Origin of the sequence: Actinokineospora sp., from assembly GCF_052390155.1 — a bacterium.
GTDB lineage: Bacteria > Actinomycetota > Actinomycetes > Mycobacteriales > Pseudonocardiaceae > Actinokineospora.
The window spans coordinates 1-18,006 of record NZ_JBQTHF010000040.1 but is presented as its reverse complement, the minus strand read 5'-3'; the positions used below and the strand labels follow the sequence as shown (position 1 = coordinate 18,006).

Here is an 18,006-nt window from a genome sequence, read left to right as displayed (position 1 = left end):
TGCGGGTCAGCCTGCAGGCAGGGCGGCGATGCGGGCGGTGATGCGGGCGATCTCGGCGGTCGCGGTGTCGCGGCGGGTGCGGATCTTGGCGACGATGTCGTCAGGCGCCTTGTCGGTGAACTTCGGGTTGCCGAGCTTGGCCGCACACTGCGCGAGTTCCTTCTCGGCGGCCGTCAGGTCCTTGTTGAGCCGCTTGCGTTCGGCGGCCACGTCGACCGTGCCGGACAGGTCCAACTCCACGGTCACCGTGCCGTCGGCCAGCGGCACCTCCAGCGACGCGCTCGGCGCGAACGCCTCCCCCGGCGCTTCGAGACGGGCCAGCGCGGTCACGGCCGACTGGTGCTCGGCGAGTCCCGCAGTGTCCACACCGGACAGTCGGGCGGCCACCCGCTGGCCGGGCTTGAGGCCCTGGTCGGCGCGGAACCGGCGGATCTCGGTGACCAGCTTCTGCACACCCTCGACGCGGCGCCCAGCCCCCGGGTCGGCCACCGCGCCGGACGGCACCGGCCAGTCGGTGACGACGACGGATTCCTTACCGGTCAACGATTTCCACAGCACCTCGGTGACGAACGGAGTAACCGGGTGCAGCAGCCGCAGCACCACGTCCAACACGTGGCCGAGCACCGCGCGGGTGGCGTCGGCACGCGCGCCGCCCTCGGCGATCTGGACCTTCGCCAGTTCCAGGTACCAGTCGCAGTACAGGTCCCAGGTGAAGTGGTAGAGCGCGTCGCAGAGTTTGGCGAACTGGAAGCCTTCGAACAAGGTGTCCACTTCGGACACCAGGGCATCGGCGCCGTCCAGGATCCAGCGGTCGGCGTCGGTAAGGTCGGCGCGGTCGGGCACCGGCACGGCGGTGGTGGCGCCGTTCATCAGCGCGAACCTGCTGGCGTTCCACAGTTTCGTGCAGAAGTTGCGCGAACCCGCCGCCCACTCCTCGGCCAGCGCCATGTCGCTGCCCGGGTTCGCGCCGCGCGCCAGGGTGAACCGGGTGGCGTCGGCGCCGAAGCGGTCGAGCCAGTCGAGCGGGTCGAGCACGTTGCCGCGCGACTTCGACATCTTCTTGCCCTGCGCGTCGCGGATGAGGCCGTGCAGGTAGACGTGGTCGAAGGGCTGGACGCCGGCCATCGCATACAGGCCGAACATCATCATCCGGGCGACCCAGAAGAACAGGATGTCGTACCCGGTGGACAGCACGCTGGTCGGATAGAACTTCGCCAGGTCGGCCGTGTCGTCGGGCCAGCCGAGCGTGGACACCGGCCACAGGCCCGACGAGAACCAGGTGTCGAGCACGTCCGGGTCCTGGCTCCAGCCCTCGCCGGTCGGCGGCTGCTCGTCCGGGCCGACGCACACCACCTGGTCGTCCGGGCCGTACCAGACCGGGATGCGGTGGCCCCACCAGAGCTGCCGCGAGATCGTCCAGTCGTGCATGTTGTCGACCCAGTCGAAGTAGCGCTTGGCCAACTCCGGCGGGTGCACCTGGGTGCGGCCGTCGCGCACGGCGTCGCCCGCCGCGCGGGCCAGCGGCTCGACGTTGACCCACCACTGCAGCGACAGCCGGGGCTCGATCACCGTGTCGCAGCGGGAACAGTGGCCGACCGAGTGCTGGTAGGGCCGCTTCTCGGCGACGATCCGGCCTTCGGCGCGCAGCGCCGCGACCACGGCGGGGCGCGCCTCGAACCGGTCGAGGCCCTCGAACGGGCCATGCGCGGTGATCACGCCGGCGACGTCCATGATCGTCAACGACGGCAGCGCGTGCCGCCTGCCGATCTCGAAGTCGTTCGGGTCGTGCGCCGGGGTGACCTTCACCGCGCCCGTGCCGAACGCCGGGTCGACGTGCTCGTCGGCCACGACCGGAATGCGACGGCCGGTGAGCGGGAGCACGACCTCGGTGCCGACGAGGTGCCGGTAGCGCTCGTCGTCCGGGTGGACCGCGACAGCCGTGTCGCCGAGCATGGTCTCCGCGCGGGTTGTCGCGACCACGATGGCGCTATTGCCGTCGCCATAACGGATCGAGACCAGTTCGCCCTCGTCGTCGGCGTGCTCGACCTCGATGTCCGACAGCGCGGTGCGGCAGCGCGGGCACCAGTTGATGATGCGCTCGGCGCGGTAGATCAGGTCGTCGTCGTAGAGCCGCTTGAAGATCGTCTGCACGGCGCGCGAGAGGCCCTCGTCCATGGTGAACCGCTCGCGGGTCCAGTCGATGCCGTCGCCGAGGCGGCGCATCTGGTCGAGGATCTTGCCGCCGTACTCGGCCTTCCACTCCCACACGCGCGCGACGAACTTCTCCCGGCCGAGGTCGTGCCGGGACAGTCCCTCGCCCGCGAGTTGGCGCTCCACCACGTTCTGCGTCGCGATGCCCGCGTGGTCCATGCCGGGCAGCCACAGCACCTCGTAACCCTGCATCCGGCGGCGCCGGGTGAGCGCGTCCATGACGGTGTGGTTGAGCGCGTGGCCCATGTGCAGGCTGCCCGTGACGTTGGGCGGCGGCAGCACGATGGTGAACGGCGGCTTGTCACTCGCCGCGTCGGCGGTGAAGTAACCGGCGTCCACCCAGCCCTGGTACAGCCCCGCCTCTACCGCGCCCGGCTCCCAGGCCGGGGGAAGGTCGGTGGTCTGCATGGCTGCGGTTTCGGTCACGGTCGAAGAGTCTACGAACGCCCGCGAAAACCAGTCGAGCCGGGCGCGCCCCGACCACTACCGTCCGTACATGACGGAGAACACGGCCGCGAACACCGTGCCCGACCGGCCGTCCCTCGACGGACTGGAATCGACCTGGGCGGCGCGCTGGGCGGAGGCAGGCACCTACCGGTTCGCCGGGACCGGCCCGCGCGAGTCCGTCTTCTCCATCGACACGCCGCCGCCCACGGTGAGCGGCAGCCTGCACATCGGCCACGTCTTCTCCTACACGCACACCGACGTGATCGCGCGCTACCAGCGGATGCGCGGCAAGGACGTGTTCTACCCGATGGGTTGGGACGACAACGGCCTGCAGACCGAACGCCGCGTGCAGAACCATTTCGGGGTGCGCTGCGACCCGGACCTGCCCTACGACCCGGACCTCGCGACCCCGGAGCCCGCCGCGCCGAAGCAGCGGGCGCGGTCGGTGTCGCGGCGCAATTTCGTTGCCCTGTGCGAACTTCTGACCGCCGAGGACGAGCGCGCCTACGAGCTGCTCTGGCGTCGGCTCGGGCTCTCGGTCGACTGGTCGCGCACGTACACGACGATCGGCGCGCGGGCGCGGCGGCTGTCGCAGGCGTCGTTCCTGCGGCTGCTGGCGGCGGGCGAGGCCTACCAGCGGGAGGCGCCGACGTTGTGGGACGTGGGGTTCCGCACGGCGGTGGCGCAGGCCGAACTGGTCGACCGCGACCACCCGGGCGCGTGGCACACACTGCGGTTCGCCGACTTGCGCGTGGAGACCACGCGACCCGAGTTGCTGCCCGCGTGCGTGGCCCTGATCGCCCACCCGGACGACGCGCGATACCGCGCGCTGATCGGCACCACCGTGCGGACGCCGGTGTTCGATGTGGACATTCCGGTGCTCGCGCACCCGGCGGCTGATCCAGAGCGCGGCAGCGGGCTGGTGATGTGCTGCACCTTCGGCGACCTCACCGACGTGCTGTGGTGGCGCGAACTCGGCCTGCCCGCGCGCACGGTGATCGGCCGCGACGGCAGGCTGCTGCCCGACCCGCCGCCCGGGGTGCCCGCCGATCGCTACGCGGAGCTGGCGGGCGCAACGGTGCACTCCGCGCGTGAGCGGATCGTCACGATGCTACGTGCGGGGGGCGAGCTGGATGGGGAGCCACGGCCGACCGTGCGGCCGGTGAAGTTCTACGAGAAGGGCGACAAGCCGCTGGAGATCGTGTCCAGCAGGCAGTGGTTCATCCGCTCGACCACGCACCGCGACGTGCTGCTCGACCGGGGCCGCGAGCTGGCCTGGCACCCGGAGTACATGCGCACCCGCTACGAGAACTGGGTGCACGGCCTCGCGGGCGACTGGCTGATCAGCAGGCAGCGGTTCTTCGGCGTGCCCTTCCCGCTGTGGTACCCGCTCGACGCCGACGGCGAGCCTGACCACGACCGGCCGATCCGGCCCGCGACACTGCCGGTCGACCCGTCGTCGGACACCCCGCCGGGGTATACCGAGGACCAGCGCGGGCGGCCGGGCGGGTTCACCGGCGACCCGGACGTGATGGACACCTGGGCGACGTCGTCGCTGACGCCGCTGCTGGTGTGCGGCGCGGACGACGACCCGGCGCTGTTCGCGCGGACGTATCCGATGGACCTGCGCCCGCAGGCGCACGAGATCATCCGCACCTGGCTGTTCGCCACGGTGCTGCGCGCGGAGCTGGACTCCGGCACGCTGCCGTGGCGCACGGCCGCGATCTCCGGCTGGATCCTCGACCCGGACCGCAAGAAGATGGGCAAGTCCACCGGCAACGGACTCGGCCCGGCGGAGCTGCTCGACAGCTTCGGCGCGGACGCGGTGCGCTACTGGGCGGCGAGCGGGCGCCCCGGCACGGACACCGCGTTCGACCCGGCGAAGATGCGCATCGGCCGCAGGCTCGCGACGAAACTGTTGCACGCCGGCCGGTTCGCGCTCGGCTTCCCGGCGCCGGACGACGACGCGGCGGTGACCGAGCCGATCGACCGCGCGGTGCTCGGCACGCTCGACGAGGTGGTGGCCGACGCGACGGCGGCGCTGGACGCGTTCGACTACACCGAGGCGCTGGAGCGCACCGAGCGGTTCTTCTGGTTCTGGTGTGACGACTACCTGGAGCTGGTGAAAGACCGCGCGTACGGCGACGGCCCTGGCGCGGCGTCGGCCCGGCTCGCGCTGCGGACCGCGTTGTCGGTGCTGCAACGGCTGTTCGCGCCGTTGCTGCCGTTCGCGGCCGAGGAGACCTGGTCGTGGTGGCGCGCCGGGTCGGTGCACACGGCACCGTGGCCGGTGGCGGGCGGCGGGTCCGATCCGGCGGGGCTGGTGCCGCTGGCCCGCGCGGTGCTGGCGGCGGTGCGCGGGGCGAAGTCGCGGGCCAAGCTGTCGATGCGGTCGCCGGTGGCCGAACTGGTGATCGCCTGCGCACCGGCCGACCAGGCGGCGTTGGCGTCGGTCGAGGGCGACCTGCGGGCCGCCGGGGTGCTGCGGGATGTGCGCTACCGCACGGCAACCGGCCTGGACATCGCGGTCCGCCTTTCGGCTGCACCCTGAGGTCCGATCGGCGTAATCAGGTTGGGATCAACGGTCACGGGTGACCGTTGATCGGGTCTCGGGAGCCGTTCACCGCAGGGCGCGACCCGCCGATAAGCGGATTGTTAACGCCGGACCGGGCCGTATCGATGAGCTGTTCACCAGGCAGTCATTACCTCAACCAGGCCAGACCCGGTACTGGAGTGCCCTTGGGGGGCCGGTGGACCAACGTGAGTTCGGCGATCAAGCCGCGGTGCGAGACGCCGAGTGGCGAAGTCGAGTGCGTGCCGCGGGGCGCGCCGACGTGCGGGCGATGTTGCGCTCGGCACGTCGACGCCGTGCCGAGCGCTGGCTTGTCACCTCGATGGTGCTCGTCGCCATCGTGGCCGTGGTCATGCTGATGATCGGCGTCGGCGTGTTCGACAAGGTGCTCTCCGGCCCCGACAACCCCGCGACCGGCGAACCGGTCCGCCCCGTCACCCCGCCGATCGACCTGGCCCTGCCGTACGAGCGCACCCCGGCCGCCGCGTGGGCCGACGGCGGCGCGGGCATCACCCGCCCGCCCGCCATGCAGGTCGGCGAGTTCACCGCCGACCAGGTCGCGGGCGCCACCGCCCAGGTCCGCGACACGCTGGTGGCCAGCAGGCTCGACCCGCGGCTGCTGGTCGACCACGACCCGAGCCGCTACCTCGGCCTACTCGCCCCGGACGCGCGCGCGCAGCTCGCGCCGCTGTTCGGCACCGGCCGCGAGCCGCAGGCCCAGGCGCTGGTCAGCCTGATCGCCCGGGGCAGCGCGCTGCTGCCGGTCGAGCCGAAGGTCACCGGCCGGATGTGGGCCGAGGCGGGCGGGCCGGGCGAGCTGGTGGTGCACACCAACTACGTGTTCGCCTACGCCTTCGACGCCCCCGACCCGGACCGGCTGAGCGACCCGATGGACATGATCGTGGTGGTCCGCGCCGAGGTCGACTACGTGCTGCGGTCGGGGCCGCGGTGGACCACCGGCAGCCAGGGCCTCTGGTACGGCCACGTCGGCGGCTTCGGCTACTCGATCGCCTGCGACGCCTACAAACTGGGCTTCCTCGCCCCCGCGTACAGCGACCGCGGCCTGACCCACGTCGCCCCCCAGCAGGACCGCGGCGCCTACTTCGACCCGAACGCCCCCCTCCCCGCCGAAAGCGGCTGCCCCGCCTGATGTCCCAGCCTAGAGCGGCAGCATGACCGCCTGGACGTGCCGGAAGGCGAGCGTGTCCTTGAGGTCACCCGCGCGGAACCGGTGTTCCGGCACGGCCACGGTCCGGCCCGCGGTCGGCTCGAAGACCAGCAGCACGCCGTCGTGGTGGCCGACGACCAGGACGTAGTGGCGCGGCACGGTGCCGCCCACCAGCAGCGGGACCGGCTCGCCCCCGTCGACCACGGCGACCACCTCGCGCAGCGTCGCGGAGACCGCGCGCGGGTCGGTGTCGTCCACCAGGCGCCAGTCGTGGGGGGTGCCGAGGTGGCGGTCGAGGTAGGCGACCATGCCCGCGGGGCTGGTGCCCGCCGCCTCCGGGTGGACGCGGTTGGTCTCGTGGTGCACGGCGTCGCGCTCGGCCCGGAAGTTCGCCGCGAAGTCGCCCTCGGTGAGCGCCAGCGCGTAGCGCGGATCGTGCTCGGCGCGGGCGACGATGAGGCACGTGGTGCCGCAGGTGGTCGGCTCGTACTGGCGCACGGCGACCCCGAGCCGGGTCTGGTCGACCGCGGCACCCCGGTCGAGCAGCGACAACCGCGACGCCAGCCAATCCGGGCTCCGGCCGCGGATCGCGTCGGCGAACGCGCCCAGGTCGTGGCCCGCGCCGAGGGCCTTGAGCAGCCAGGCCCGTTCGAGGTCGGAGCCCGCCGCGCGCAGGACGCCGTCGACCTGCGCCCGCCCCCGTGGCCCGAGTCCGCCGAGCCGCAGGCCCGCGCGGTCGAGCCCGCCGGGAGTGAGCGCGCCCGCGTCGAAGCCCCCGACCATGGCGTCGGCCAGCACCACCGCGTCGTCGGGCGCCAGTCCCCGGGCGGCGGCCGCGCGCGCGGCACCGCGTAGATCGGCGAACCGGCTCGCGGCGCGGTCGGCGGCGATGAGGCTGTCGGTGTAGACCGCGACACAGCCCGCGATCAGCTCGTCCACGACGCCGACGAGCCGGGCGATGCCGACCGGGTCGGGCATCGGCACGCCCGCCACGTGCGTGGCGTCGTAGGCCGCGTCCCGCAGGGCCTGGCGCAGGTCCGCGTGCCTGCGCCGCTGGTCGCGGATCGACGCGGCCAACTCGGCGAGCGCGTCGGCGGCGCGGGTGAACACCGCCGGGGCGCGGTCGAGGGCGCGCGCCGTCGCCGGGACGACCTCGGCGGCGACGGTGGTCACGCCGCGGGTCCACGCGGACGGCGGTTCGACATCCAGACCGGCGACCGCGCCCGCGACCGCGGTGAGCGCGGCGGCCGTGCTCCGGTAGCGCGCGGCGAGAGCGTCGAGCGCGTCCGGGTCGCCGGGCGGCGGCACCGCCGTCTCGCGCACGGCGTCGGCGACGACACCGACCAGGCGGGCCGGGTTGAGCAGGGACCCGAGGTCGCCCAGCGTGCGCACGAGCGAGGTCACCTGGAAGTCAGTGTTCACTGGCCGCACCGGCCTGATCGAGGACCGCCAGGTGCACGCCCAGCTCGCGCAGCCAGGTCTCCCGCATCACGGTGTAGGCGTGCGCGGCGACCGCCGACCCGAACGCCGCCGGGTCCGCGCGACACTCGGTTTCCCACGCGCTGCTGGCTTCCCGCAACGCTTCCGCGGCCGCCCACGCCGCCTGCTGTCCCTCGACCACCGGCCCGCCTCCTCGTGTCCGCGCTGCGACAAGTCTGGGCGACAAGTCTGGGCACTGTGTGGCGTCCGCGCCTGCCGTGGCAGAGGATGGGTCCATGGTCAGCAAGCCACCCGATCGGGATGTCGCCGAAGACGAGCTGTCCGTGACGACCCCGAAGCAGTGGGCCGCGGGCATTCCCGGTGTCGTGGTGTCGCTGCGGCGGGGGGTGGAGCAGATGGGCGTGGGCCGCACCGCGCGCACGCTGCGGCTGCTCAACCAGCGCGAGGGCTTCGACTGTCCGGGCTGCGCGTGGCCGGAGCCGCAGGGCCACCGCAAGCTCGCGGAGTTCTGCGAGAACGGCGCCAAGGCCGTCGCCGAGGAGGCCACGAAGCGGCGCGTCGGGCCGGAGTTCTTCGCCGCGCACCCGATCGCGGAACTGGCCGAGCGCACCGACTACTGGCTCGGGCAGCAGGGCCGGATCACCCACCCCGTGGTGCTGGCGCCCGGCGCGACGCACTACGCGCCGATCTCCTGGGCGGATGCCTTCGACCTGGTCGCCACCGAGCTGCGCGCACTGTCCACTCCAGACGAAGCGCTGTTCTACACCTCCGGCCGCACCAGCAACGAGGCGGCGTTCCTCTACCAACTCCTGGTGCGCGGCTTCGGCACGAACAACCTGCCGGACTGCTCGAACATGTGCCACGAGTCCTCGGGCGCGGCGCTCGCGCAGACCACCGGCATCGGCAAGGGCTCGGTGAGCCTGGCCGACCTGACTCTCGCCGACCTGATCGTGGTCGTCGGGCAGAACCCGGGAACCAACCACCCGCGGATGCTGTCCGCGCTGGAGGAGGCCAAGGGCGCGGGCGCGAAGATCATCGCGGTGAACCCGCTGCCCGAGGCCGGGCTGCTGCGGTTCAAGAACCCGCAGAACGTGCGCGGCCTGGTGGGCAAGGGCACCGCGCTGGCCGACGAGTTCTGCCAGATCCGGCTCGGCGGCGACCAAGCACTGTTCCAGGCGATCGGGCACCTGCTGTTGCGCTGGGAGGCGCAGGCGCCGGGCACGGTGGTCGACCAGGACTTCGTGGACACCCGCACCGAGGGCTTCGCCGACTACGCCGAGAGCGTGCGCGACCTCGACTGGGACGCCGTGCTCACCGCGACCGGCCTCGACCGCGCCGAGATCGAGCAGGTCGCGCGGATGTTCGCCGACTCCGAGCGCACCATCGTGTGCTGGGCGATGGGGCTCACCCAGCACAAGCACTCGGTGCCCACGATCCGCGAGATCGCGAACGTGGCGCTGCTGCGCGGCATGATCGGCAAGCCCGGCGCGGGCCTGTGTCCGGTGCGCGGGCACTCCAACGTGCAGGGCGACCGCACGATGGGCATCTGGGAGAAGATGCCGGAGAAGTTCCTCGCCGCGCTGGAGACCGAGTTCGGCATCGCCGTGCCGCGCAAGCACGGCCACGACACGGTCGCCGCGATCCGCGCGATGCGCGACGGCCAGGCGAAGGTCTTCTTCGCCGTCGGCGGCAACTTCGCGTCGGCATCGCCGGACACCGAGGTCACCGAGGCGGCGCTGCGCTCGTGCGCGCTGACGGTGCAGGTGTCGACGAAGCTGAACCGGTCGCACGTGGTGCACGGGCGCACGGCGCTGATCCTGCCCACACGCGGGCGCACCGAGCGCGACACCCAGGCGGGCGGCGACCAGTTCGTCACCGTGGAGGACTCGATGTCGGTGGTGCACCGCTCGCGCGGGCGCCTCGACCCGGCGAGCGAGCACCTGGTGTCCGAGGTCGGCATCGTGTGCGGGCTGGCCCAGGCGCTGTTCGGGCCGGACCACCCGGTGCCGTGGGCCGACTTCGCCCGCGACTACGACCTGATCCGCGAGCGGATCGCGCGCGTGGTCCCGGGCTGCGCGGACTACAACGAGAAGGTGCGCCGCCCGGACGGCTTCGTGCTCCCGCACGCCCCGCGCGACGCCCGCGAGTTCAGCGGAACCCGCAACGGCAAGGCCAATTTCACCGCCAACCCGCTGACCGTGCCGCGGGTGCCGCCGGGTCGCCTGCTGCTGCAGACCCTGCGCAGCCACGACCAGTACAACACCACCATCTACGGCCTGGACGACCGCTACCGCGGCGTCAAGGACGGCAGGCGCGTGGTGTTCGTCAGCCCGGACGACATCGCCGAACTCGGCCTCGCCGACGGCCAGATCGTCGACCTGGTCAGCGAGTGGCCAGAGGACCCCACCGGCAGGCACGAGCGGCGGGCCGAGCGGTTCCGGGTGATCTCGTATCCGACCGCGCGGGGCTGCGCGGCGGCGTACTTCCCGGAGGCGAACTCCTTGGTACCGCTGGACTCCACCGCCGAGACGTCCAACACGCCGACCTCGAAGTCCATTGTGGTGCGTCTTGAGTCGCGAGTGGACAGTCCGCCCTGATCAGACCCGCGCGGTGTGCGGCACGCCGATCTCGGCATAGGTGGCAGCCGCCTGGGCGCGGTGTTCGTCAGCGCGCCCGGGGTCACCGAGAACGCGCGCGCAGTCCGACAGTCCCTCGTGCGCGCGGGCGGCCTGCAGGCGGTCACCGATGTCCGCGGCGAGGTCGTTCGCCTGCCGGTGCCTGCCCGCGGCGTCCTCCGCTCGCCCCAGCGCGAGCAGCGCCCGACCCGTGCCGTTGAGCGCGCGGCACACGCCCGCGCGGAAGCCGATGTCCCGCGCGATGGCGAGTGCCTGCGCGTACCGGTCGAGCGCCGCACCGTGCTCGCCGGTCTCGTGCGCCAACTCGGCCAGGTAGGTCAGCGCCTCGGCCTGCGCGGCCCGATCGCCCATGTCGCGGTGGATGCGCAGCGCCGCGGTGATCTTCTCGCCCGCCTTGCGGTGATCGCCGAGCCTGGTGAGCACCACCCCCAGGTTGGCCAGCACCCGGCCCTCACCTGCCCGGTCCCCGATCCGGCGGGCGGCCGTCAGCCCGAGCCCGTAGTGGCGCAACGCGTCCTCGTAGTGCCCCAGCAGGCTGCGGACCAGCCCGATGTTGTTGTGCGCGTTGCCTTCGCCGTAGCGGTCGCCGAGATCCCGGGCCAGGTGCAGGGCCTGCTCGAAGTGGTCGACAGCCTCGGCGAACCGGCCCTGGTCGGCGTACTCGGCGCCGAGATTGGACAACACCCGACCCGCGCTCGCCAGGTCACCGATCTCCCGGTCGATCACCAGCGCCTGCCGGTAGTGGCCGACGGCCTCCGACGACCGCCCGAGTCGCGAACAGACGATCGCGAGGCGGTTCAACGCCGTCGCCTCGCGGCCCCGGTCGCCGGTCGACCGGCTGATGTCGAGCGCGCGCCGCAGGTGGTCGAGGGCCACCTCGTACCGGCCGAGCCGGGTGTGGATCTGACCGAGTTCCCCGAGCGCGGCCGCTTCCTGGCCGCGGTCGCCGTGCGCCCTGGCCGCGGTGACCGCGTTGCCGTGCACGACCAGCGCGTCCGAGTACCGGCTGCCCCGGTCGAGGTAGCGCCACAGGGTCGTGGACAACGTCATCGGGAACGTCGAGCCGCCCTCGGTCACCGCCTGGTCGGACAGCGCGATCATCGCGGCCAGCTCGGCGTCGAGCCAGGCCACGGCGTCGCCCTCGGGCAGGCGGCGCGTCGCGTCGGGGGCGGCCGGATACACCGACTCGACGGCGATCGCCGCGGTGGTGAGGAAGTGGTCCCGCACGCGTTCGGCCGCTGATCGCGCACCGCCGGGCTCCTCCTCGGCGAGCTGTTCCGCGGCATAGGCCCGCAACAGGTCGTGCAGGCCGTACCGGTCCGCGCCGACGCGCTCGACCAGGTGGGCGCGCGCGAGTTCGCCCACGATCCGCCGCGCGTCGTCGGCCCCCGCCAGCGCGGCCAGCGTCGACACGGTGAAGTCGGTCCGGGGAAACGCGCCGAGCAGCCGGAAGCCGCGCGCGGCCCGCGTGGACAGGTGCCGGTACGACCAGGAGAAGATCGGCCGCACGGCGGTGTCGGCGTCGCCGCCCGCGTCCAACAGGTCCAGGATCCGCGGCCCGGCGCCGAGTTCCCCGACCAGCTCGGCCAGGCTCGCCGACGGACGCGCGGCGGCCAGCTCGGCCGCGATCCGCAGCGCCAGCGGCAGCCGGGCACACCGGTCGGCCAGCACCACGACGGACTCCGGTTCGGCCGCGGCCCGCTGACCGATGAGTCCGCCCAGCAGGGTGACGGCGTCCGCCGCGGGCAGTCGATCGACGTCGAGCCTGCGAGCGCCGTCCCGCGCGACCAGACCCGCCATCTGGTCGCGGCTGGTCACCACCACACAGCAGGACAGCGTCCCCGGCAGCAGCGGCCGCACCTGCTCGGCCGAGTGGGCGTTGTCGAGCAGGATCAGCATGCGGCGGTCCGCCACCGCGGTGCGGAACCGGCTGGACAGCCCACCCACGTCGAGCGGCAGGTCCGCGCTCGGTATCCCGAGGCTGCGCAGGAACCCGGTCAGCGCGTCCTGCGGCCGAAGGGGCTCGGTGGGCCCGTAGCCGTGCAGGTTGAGATAGAGGCAGCCGTCGGGGAACCGCCCGGCGACCCGGGTGGCCCAGTGCACGGCGAGCGCGGTCTTGCCGACCCCGGCCGTGCCGGACACCGCGGAGATCACGACCGGTGGCGCGGGCCCGTCACCCGCGTCGAGCAGCGCGTCCAACGCCGCCAACTGGTCGCTCCGACCGACGAACCCCGACACCGGGCGGGGCAGTTCGCGCGGCACGGGCGCGGCGGGCAGCCCGGGCCGGGGCGCGCGGCGACCTTCCTCGACCCGGTCCCGAGCGGTGGCCAGCATCCCGGTCTCCTCCGCGCTCGCGCCGAGAATGCGGACCAGCACGTCGAATCGGTCGGTGGGCGGCAGCGTCCGGCCGGAGAAGTAGTCGCCGATGACGCCGTGCGCCCAGCCGGTCTTGGCGGCCAGCTCGCGGTAGCTCAACTGGCGATCGCCGTGCGCGCGGGCCGCCCGCCTGCGCAACTGGCGGAGCAGACCGGCGAGTTCGTCCACGGTCGCCACCGCCGTGATGCCGCCGAGGCTGACGTCACCAGTAACCACGGCCCCATCGCCCTTCCTGGAGGCTGCCTGCGGCCGCAGCGTAGCCAACCGCCGACTGGCGGGAACACACTTTGTCCGGCCGTGTCCGACTTTGTCGTCGCGGCGCGATGGCGGCGGTCACCATGTGCGCGCACGCCAGGTAGCGGACGTCCACAAGGGGGCGGAGATGAAGGTCAGAGCACTGGTCACGGTGGTCATGGTGATCGTCGCCGGGGCGTCGTCACCGGCGCTCGCGAGCGTGCCGCCGCCACCTCCACCGCGGCCGGTCGCCGACTTCACCGGCGACGGCCTCAGCGACCCCGCTGTCTGGAACCCCACGAGCGGCCGGTGGCGACTCCGCTTGCCCTGCGACGAGGATCTCGGTCAGCCGTGCGGCTGGTCCCACGGCACCTTGACCGGCGGCGGACCCGGGTGGTTCGCGGTGCCCGGCGACTTCGACGGCGACGGTGACGCCGACCCCGCGGTCTACGACCCGTGGGCCGGATCGTGGCGGATCGTGCCGATCGACGCCCAGCCGTGGCAGGACTCCCTCGGCGTGCCCGGCGACGTCCCGGTCCCGGCCGACTACGACGGTGACGGCCGGACCGATATCGCCGTGGTCGAACTGTCGACGGGCCTCTGGACGGTGCGGCGGTCGTCGGACAGCGTCGTCACCCGACAACAGTGGGGCGCGCCCACGGACGTCCCGGTCCCCGCCGACTACGACGGCGACGGCCTGGCCGACATCGCGGTCATGCGCCCGGCGACCGGGCACTGGGTCGTGCTGCGGTCCTCGGACGGAAGCAAGCTCTACCAGCAGTGGGGCCAGGCCGGGGACCGCCCCGTCCAGGCCGACTACGACGGCGACGGCCGGGCCGACCTGGCCGTCTTCCGCCCGTCGACCGGCTACTGGTGGATCCTGCGCAGCGCCGACAACACCCCCTCCGTCGTACCGTGGGGCGAGTCGACCGACTGGCCGGTGCCCGCGGATTACGACGGCGACGGCGCCACGGACATCGCCGTGTTCCGCGAGCCGCCGGACTCCTTCGCGCAGGACAGCGGACTGTGGCTGATCCTCGGCAGCCCACCCCTGAGCTTCGGCGCCGCGGGAGAACAGCCGGTGGTGTCCGGCGCGGTCCGGTGATGTCCGATTTCGCCGGGTGAGCGAGCGGGTCGCGCCTAGATTTCCGTGCGCTCCATCCAGTTCGCCCGCCCTCGTAAAGGACCACGATGAACTCGATGACGAAACGGCTGCTCGGCGCGGTGATGACCTTCGCGGCCCTCACCACGGCTCAGGTCGCGTACGCGCCCGGCGCCGCCGCGGCCTGCCCCCCGGACGACATGCAGTGCGGCGGCGGGGGCGGCGGCGGTGGGGGCGGCGGCGGTACACCGACGGCATACCGCATCAGCGGCGCCGTGTACAAGATCGACGCCATCCCGGGCTCGCACGCCAAGGTTCGCGGCTGGTCCCGCTTCGAGACCTCGACCGGGGTGAAGATCGACGCCGAACGGCTGAGCGTGTACTGCGTCGGCGGCGGCGAGACCGACCAGGACGAGGAGTCCAACGCGGGTTTCACCGACGTCGAGTTCTGGATCGGCCCGGCGCCGACCGGAATCCACTACCTGGTGCAGTGTTACCACCAGGCGACCTTCCGCGGCACCACCTACAGCACGTCGACCAGCGCTGTCGTCGCGATCACCTGATCCTCGGTCGGTGGCCCACCTGAACCACGGTGGGCCACCGGACTCCTCCGGGAGTGCCACCGCCGTTCGCGGCGCGTCGAGTACGGTCACGGTGGCGACCTCACCGGGACCTTGTTCGATCGTGCGATGTGACCAGCGGCGCACTCTTCGCGGGCATCTACTCCGTTCCGGCATGTGTTGACCCTGAAGACCCACACGGCCCCCAGGAGAGGAACCGCGATGTCCGCGCCGACTACGCTGACCATGTACTCGACGACCTGGTGTGGCTACTGCCGCAGACTCAAGACGCAGCTCAACGCCGAGGGGATCGACTTCACCGAGGTGGACATCGAGCGGACCCCGGGCGCCGCCGACTTCGTGATGAAGGTCAACGGCGGCAACCAGACCGTGCCGACGCTGCACTTTCCCAACGGCACGGCGCTGACCAACCCGACCCTGGCCCAGGTCAAGGAGCAGCTCGTCGCCTAGCCTGCCGACCTAGGTCCAGAGCGCGACGATCACCGCCACGATCACGAACCCGACCACGTGGTAGCCCGAGGTGATGGCGACCCACACCATCGGCTTGGGCTTGCGCGGGTCGAAGAACCCGGTCACCAGCAGCGCCATGGCGGCCAGCCCGACTCCGGTGACGAGTCCGAGCACGATGGCCTCGGCTAAGGAGTCAGTGCCTGTCGCACGCGCGAGTACGGCGATGGCGACGGCGGACACAATGCACGTGATCAGCGGCATCAGGTAGAGCGTCACCGGCGGCTTCTCGCCCTCGACGGGTTCCCAGCCCACCGCCTCCGTCCACGCCTTGCCGAACAGCGCGTTCGAGTACCAGAGGCCGCCGAGGGCGAAGAACGCGACGGCGGCCACGAGCACCGCGAGCCAATTCAGATCCGCCAACACCGACAAGCTCATGGCGTCCCCTCGCAGGCTCCGTGACGCCGCTCGCGGACGCCCTGTGACATCGACTCGCTCGCAAGCTCGCTCATGAACCCTCCCTCTGTCGATTCCAGTACCCGGATCATGGCACCGCCCACCGACAAAAACGTCACCGCGTGCGGTGCCCCCGGAAGAGCAGCCACAGCAGCCAGGTCTGAAACAGCGCCGCCGACACCAGCACCGCGCTGCCCACGATGACGCTCCACGGGTAGGCGATGTCCGGGAGCAGGACGATCATCAGCGAGGACGGCAGGGTGACCCCGACCGCGAGCACCGGGGCGAACGACGCGTCCGGGGAGTCGTGCGTGGCGAACTGGATCGCGACATAGGTGAACACCACGATCACCACGATGGCGTAGCCCAGCGCCACCTTGCGGGCCGCGCGCCCGTTGCTCCAGGTCGTCATCGGGCACCGCCGAGTACGGCCATGGCGGCGTTGTGGCCGCCGATGCCGCTGACGCCGCCGCCGCGCCGGGCGCCGCTGCCGCAGACGAGCAGGTTCGCCGTGTCGGTCTCGACGCCCCAGCCGCCCTCGTCGGCGAAGGGCCAGGACAGGTCGCCGTGGAAGATGTTGCCGCCCGGCATGCGCAGTTCGACCTCCAGGTCCAGCGGGGTGCGCGCCTCGACGCACGGGTTGCCGTCCGCGTCGCGGGCGACGCAGTCCGCGATCGGGTCGACGAGGTGGCGGTCGAGCCCGGCGAGATACCGGTCGACCAGGTCGGCGCACACGCCGCGGTTGTCGGCGGCGAACAGCGCGGGCGGCAGGTGCAGGCCGAACAGGGTCAGCGTGTGCGCGCCGGCAGGCGACGAGTCCACAATGGATGGATCGGTCAGCGTGTGGCAGTACATCTCGCCCGGCGGAAACTCCGGCACCTTGCCGGAAATACTTGCCCGGTATGCGTTCTCCAGGTCCGAATAGGACTCATCGAGATGGAAGGTGCCCGCGAACGCCTGCCGCGGGTCGACTCCCGAGCGCAGCCGGGGCAGTCGGTCGAGCAGGATGTTGATCTTGAGTTGTGCCCCCACCGGGACCGATGAGGGCTCGCGGCCGCGCAGCCGGTCGAGCACCGCGGGCGCCACCCCGGCCAGCACGTGCCCCGCCGCGACGACGTGTTCCTGCCCGTCGCGCAGGTACGCGACCTCGGCGGCCCGCCCGTCGGCGTCCACGCGGGTGACCTCGGCGCCGGTCACCAGCTCGACCCCGGCCTCGCGGGCGACGCGCAGCAGCTCGCCGGTCACCGCGCCCATGCCGCCGACCGGGACCCGCCACTCGCCCGTCGCGTTGCCGATCAAGTGGTACAGGAAACAGCGGTTGGCCAGCAGATCCGGCGCGGTGAGCGAGGTGTGCGTACCGATCAGCCCGTCGGTGGCCACGACGCCGCGCACCACGTCGTCGGCGAAGGTCTCCTCGATCGCCTCGCCCAGCGGACGCTCGAACACCTGCCGCCAGACCCGCTCGCCCGCCGCCGCGCTGACCAGCTCCCGCGCGTCGGCCCGGGTCGGCAGCGGGTCGAGCAGCGTCGGCGCCAACGCCTCGGCCATCCGCGCGAGCCCGGCGTAGAACTCCTGCCAGCGCGCGAATTCGGTGTCCGAGCCGGTCAGCGCGCGGAACGACGCCGCGGTGGCCGCGCCCGGCTCCCGCTCGACCAGCAGCCCCGCGCCGCCGACCACCGGGGTGTAGGACGAGACCGCGCGCGAGCGCAGCGTCAGCCGCAGCCCGAGGTCGGCGACGATCCGGTCGGGCAGCAGGCTGACCAGGTAGGAGTACCGCGACAGCCGCACCGGCACCCCCGGGAACGGGCTCGCGCTGACCGCCGCGCCGCCCGCCTGGTCGAGCCGTTCGAGCACCAGCACCGAGCGCCCGGCCCTGGCCAGATACGCGGCGGCGACGAGCGCGTTGTGCCCGCCGCCGACCACCACGATGTCGTAGGTCACGGTTCGACCCTAGGGGTTAGGTCCGCAGGTGCGAAGCGCCGTTGAGGTCCAAGATCGCGCCGGACACCCACAGCGCGTCGGCCGAGGCGAGGTAGACCACCGCGGCGGCGACCTCCTCGGGCGTGGCGATGGCGCCGGAGGCTCCGGTGACCAACACGCGGCGCGGGGCACGACGCCGCCCGGCGCGGGAGTGAAGTCGCTCGTGCCCTCAGCCTGACAGCTCGACGGCATGACCTGATTGGTATGCACCAATCCATCATCTACGCGGTTCCAGGCGGCGGGGGTAAAGAACACCCAGGGCGGGAAGACCCCCCCCCGGTGCAAGGGGGGGGGGGATGGGAGGGTGAGGGGTGGCAGGGCGGGGGGTCGCGGGGAACCCCCCCGGCCGCCCCGGC

At 72.5% G+C, this 18,006-nt stretch carries 13 protein-coding genes and 1 pseudogene; 6 read left to right on the top strand and 8 right to left on the bottom strand.

What is annotated here, in order from left to right:
• Positions 1-6: 6 nt before the first annotated feature.
• Positions 7-2,619, bottom strand: a complete 2,613-nt coding sequence (locus tag ACT4N7_RS15080) for a valine--tRNA ligase (protein WP_444829360.1) — start codon at positions 2,617-2,619, stop codon at positions 7-9.
• An 88-nt stretch (positions 2,620-2,707) separates the two neighbouring features.
• On the opposite strand from ACT4N7_RS15080, the gene valS reads away from it, so the two are divergent.
• Together valS and ACT4N7_RS15070 are read left to right on the top strand one after the other, a co-directional pair.
• Positions 2,708-5,209, top strand: coding sequence for a valine--tRNA ligase (valS, locus tag ACT4N7_RS15075; protein ID WP_444829344.1), 2,502 nt, complete (start codon positions 2,708-2,710; stop codon positions 5,207-5,209).
• Positions 5,210-5,408: 199 nt separating this feature from the next.
• Positions 5,409-6,380: a hypothetical protein gene (locus ACT4N7_RS15070; protein ID WP_444829343.1), complete on the top strand. Its 972-nt coding sequence runs from the start codon at positions 5,409-5,411 to the stop codon at positions 6,378-6,380.
• A 9-nt stretch (positions 6,381-6,389) separates the two neighbouring features.
• Here ACT4N7_RS15070 and ACT4N7_RS15065 read toward each other — a convergent pair whose 3' ends face one another.
• Both ACT4N7_RS15065 and ACT4N7_RS15060 read right to left on the bottom strand, forming a co-directional pair.
• Positions 6,390-7,820 (bottom strand): hypothetical protein, encoded by a 1,431-nt coding sequence (locus ACT4N7_RS15065; protein ID WP_444829342.1) that lies wholly within the window; start codon positions 7,818-7,820, stop codon positions 6,390-6,392.
• On the bottom strand, positions 7,810-8,019 hold the full coding sequence (locus ACT4N7_RS15060) for a hypothetical protein (RefSeq protein WP_444829341.1): 210 nt from the start codon (positions 8,017-8,019) through the stop codon (positions 7,810-7,812). Before ACT4N7_RS15060 ends, ACT4N7_RS15065 begins: the two co-directional genes overlap by 11 nt.
• A 94-nt stretch (positions 8,020-8,113) precedes the next feature.
• Here ACT4N7_RS15060 and ACT4N7_RS15055 point away from each other — a divergent pair, with 94 nt between their 5' ends.
• On the top strand, positions 8,114-10,435 hold the full coding sequence (locus ACT4N7_RS15055) for an FdhF/YdeP family oxidoreductase (protein ID WP_444829340.1): 2,322 nt from the start codon (positions 8,114-8,116) through the stop codon (positions 10,433-10,435).
• Here the strand turns inward: ACT4N7_RS15055 and ACT4N7_RS15050 are convergent, their stop codons facing one another.
• Positions 10,436-13,066, bottom strand: coding sequence for an ATP-binding protein (locus ACT4N7_RS15050; RefSeq protein WP_444829339.1), 2,631 nt, complete (start codon positions 13,064-13,066; stop codon positions 10,436-10,438).
• A gap of 166 nt (positions 13,067-13,232) precedes the next feature.
• Here ACT4N7_RS15050 and ACT4N7_RS15045 point away from each other — a divergent pair, with 166 nt between their 5' ends.
• From ACT4N7_RS15045 to ACT4N7_RS15035, 3 genes are all read left to right on the top strand, one after another.
• The gene (locus ACT4N7_RS15045; RefSeq protein WP_444829338.1) at positions 13,233-14,189 is read left to right on the top strand and encodes an FG-GAP repeat domain-containing protein; all 957 of its coding nucleotides are present in this window, start codon (positions 13,233-13,235) and stop codon (positions 14,187-14,189) included.
• 95 nt (positions 14,190-14,284) lie between these two features.
• The gene (locus ACT4N7_RS15040; RefSeq protein WP_444829337.1) at positions 14,285-14,749 is read left to right on the top strand and encodes a hypothetical protein; all 465 of its coding nucleotides are present in this window, start codon (positions 14,285-14,287) and stop codon (positions 14,747-14,749) included.
• A gap of 219 nt (positions 14,750-14,968) precedes the next feature.
• On the top strand, positions 14,969-15,217 hold the full coding sequence (locus tag ACT4N7_RS15035; RefSeq protein WP_444829336.1) for a mycoredoxin: 249 nt from the start codon (positions 14,969-14,971) through the stop codon (positions 15,215-15,217).
• 9 nt (positions 15,218-15,226) lie between these two features.
• On the opposite strand, the gene ACT4N7_RS15030 is transcribed toward ACT4N7_RS15035, so the two are convergent.
• From ACT4N7_RS15030 to ACT4N7_RS15015, 4 genes and pseudogenes are all read right to left on the bottom strand, one after another.
• Entirely contained in the window at positions 15,227-15,652 is a 426-nt protein-coding gene (locus tag ACT4N7_RS15030; protein ID WP_444829335.1) for a DUF1761 domain-containing protein, read from the bottom strand.
• A gap of 133 nt (positions 15,653-15,785) precedes the next feature.
• A complete protein-coding gene (locus ACT4N7_RS15025; RefSeq protein ID WP_444829334.1) occupies positions 15,786-16,082 on the bottom strand; it encodes an SCO4225 family membrane protein in 297 nt (98 codons plus the stop codon).
• Positions 16,079-17,611 (bottom strand): phytoene desaturase family protein, encoded by a 1,533-nt coding sequence (locus ACT4N7_RS15020; protein ID WP_444829333.1) that lies wholly within the window; start codon positions 17,609-17,611, stop codon positions 16,079-16,081. Before ACT4N7_RS15020 ends, ACT4N7_RS15025 begins: the two co-directional genes overlap by 4 nt.
• A 16-nt stretch (positions 17,612-17,627) precedes the next feature.
• Positions 17,628-17,747: pseudogene (locus tag ACT4N7_RS15015) on the bottom strand (3-oxoacyl-ACP reductase); the annotation flags it as partial.
• Between the last annotated feature and the right edge of the window lie 259 nt (positions 17,748-18,006).

Bases quoted from the DNA above. Each gene is read 5' to 3' on its own strand.
- ACT4N7_RS15080 (WP_444829360.1), bottom strand. From the start codon at position 2,619: ATGCAGACCACCGACCTTCCCCCGGCCTGGGAGCCGGGCGCGGTAGAG.
- valS (WP_444829344.1), top strand. From the start codon at position 2,708: ATGACGGAGAACACGGCCGCGAACACCGTGCCCGACCGGCCGTCCCTC.
- ACT4N7_RS15055 (WP_444829340.1), top strand. From the start codon at position 8,114: ATGGTCAGCAAGCCACCCGATCGGGATGTCGCCGAAGACGAGCTGTCC.
- ACT4N7_RS15045 (WP_444829338.1), top strand. From the start codon at position 13,233: ATGAAGGTCAGAGCACTGGTCACGGTGGTCATGGTGATCGTCGCCGGG.
- ACT4N7_RS15040 (WP_444829337.1), top strand. From the start codon at position 14,285: ATGACGAAACGGCTGCTCGGCGCGGTGATGACCTTCGCGGCCCTCACC.
- ACT4N7_RS15035 (WP_444829336.1), top strand. From the start codon at position 14,969: ATGTCCGCGCCGACTACGCTGACCATGTACTCGACGACCTGGTGTGGC.
- ACT4N7_RS15030 (WP_444829335.1), bottom strand. From the start codon at position 15,652: ATGAGCTTGTCGGTGTTGGCGGATCTGAATTGGCTCGCGGTGCTCGTG.
- ACT4N7_RS15025 (WP_444829334.1), bottom strand. From the start codon at position 16,082: ATGACGACCTGGAGCAACGGGCGCGCGGCCCGCAAGGTGGCGCTGGGC.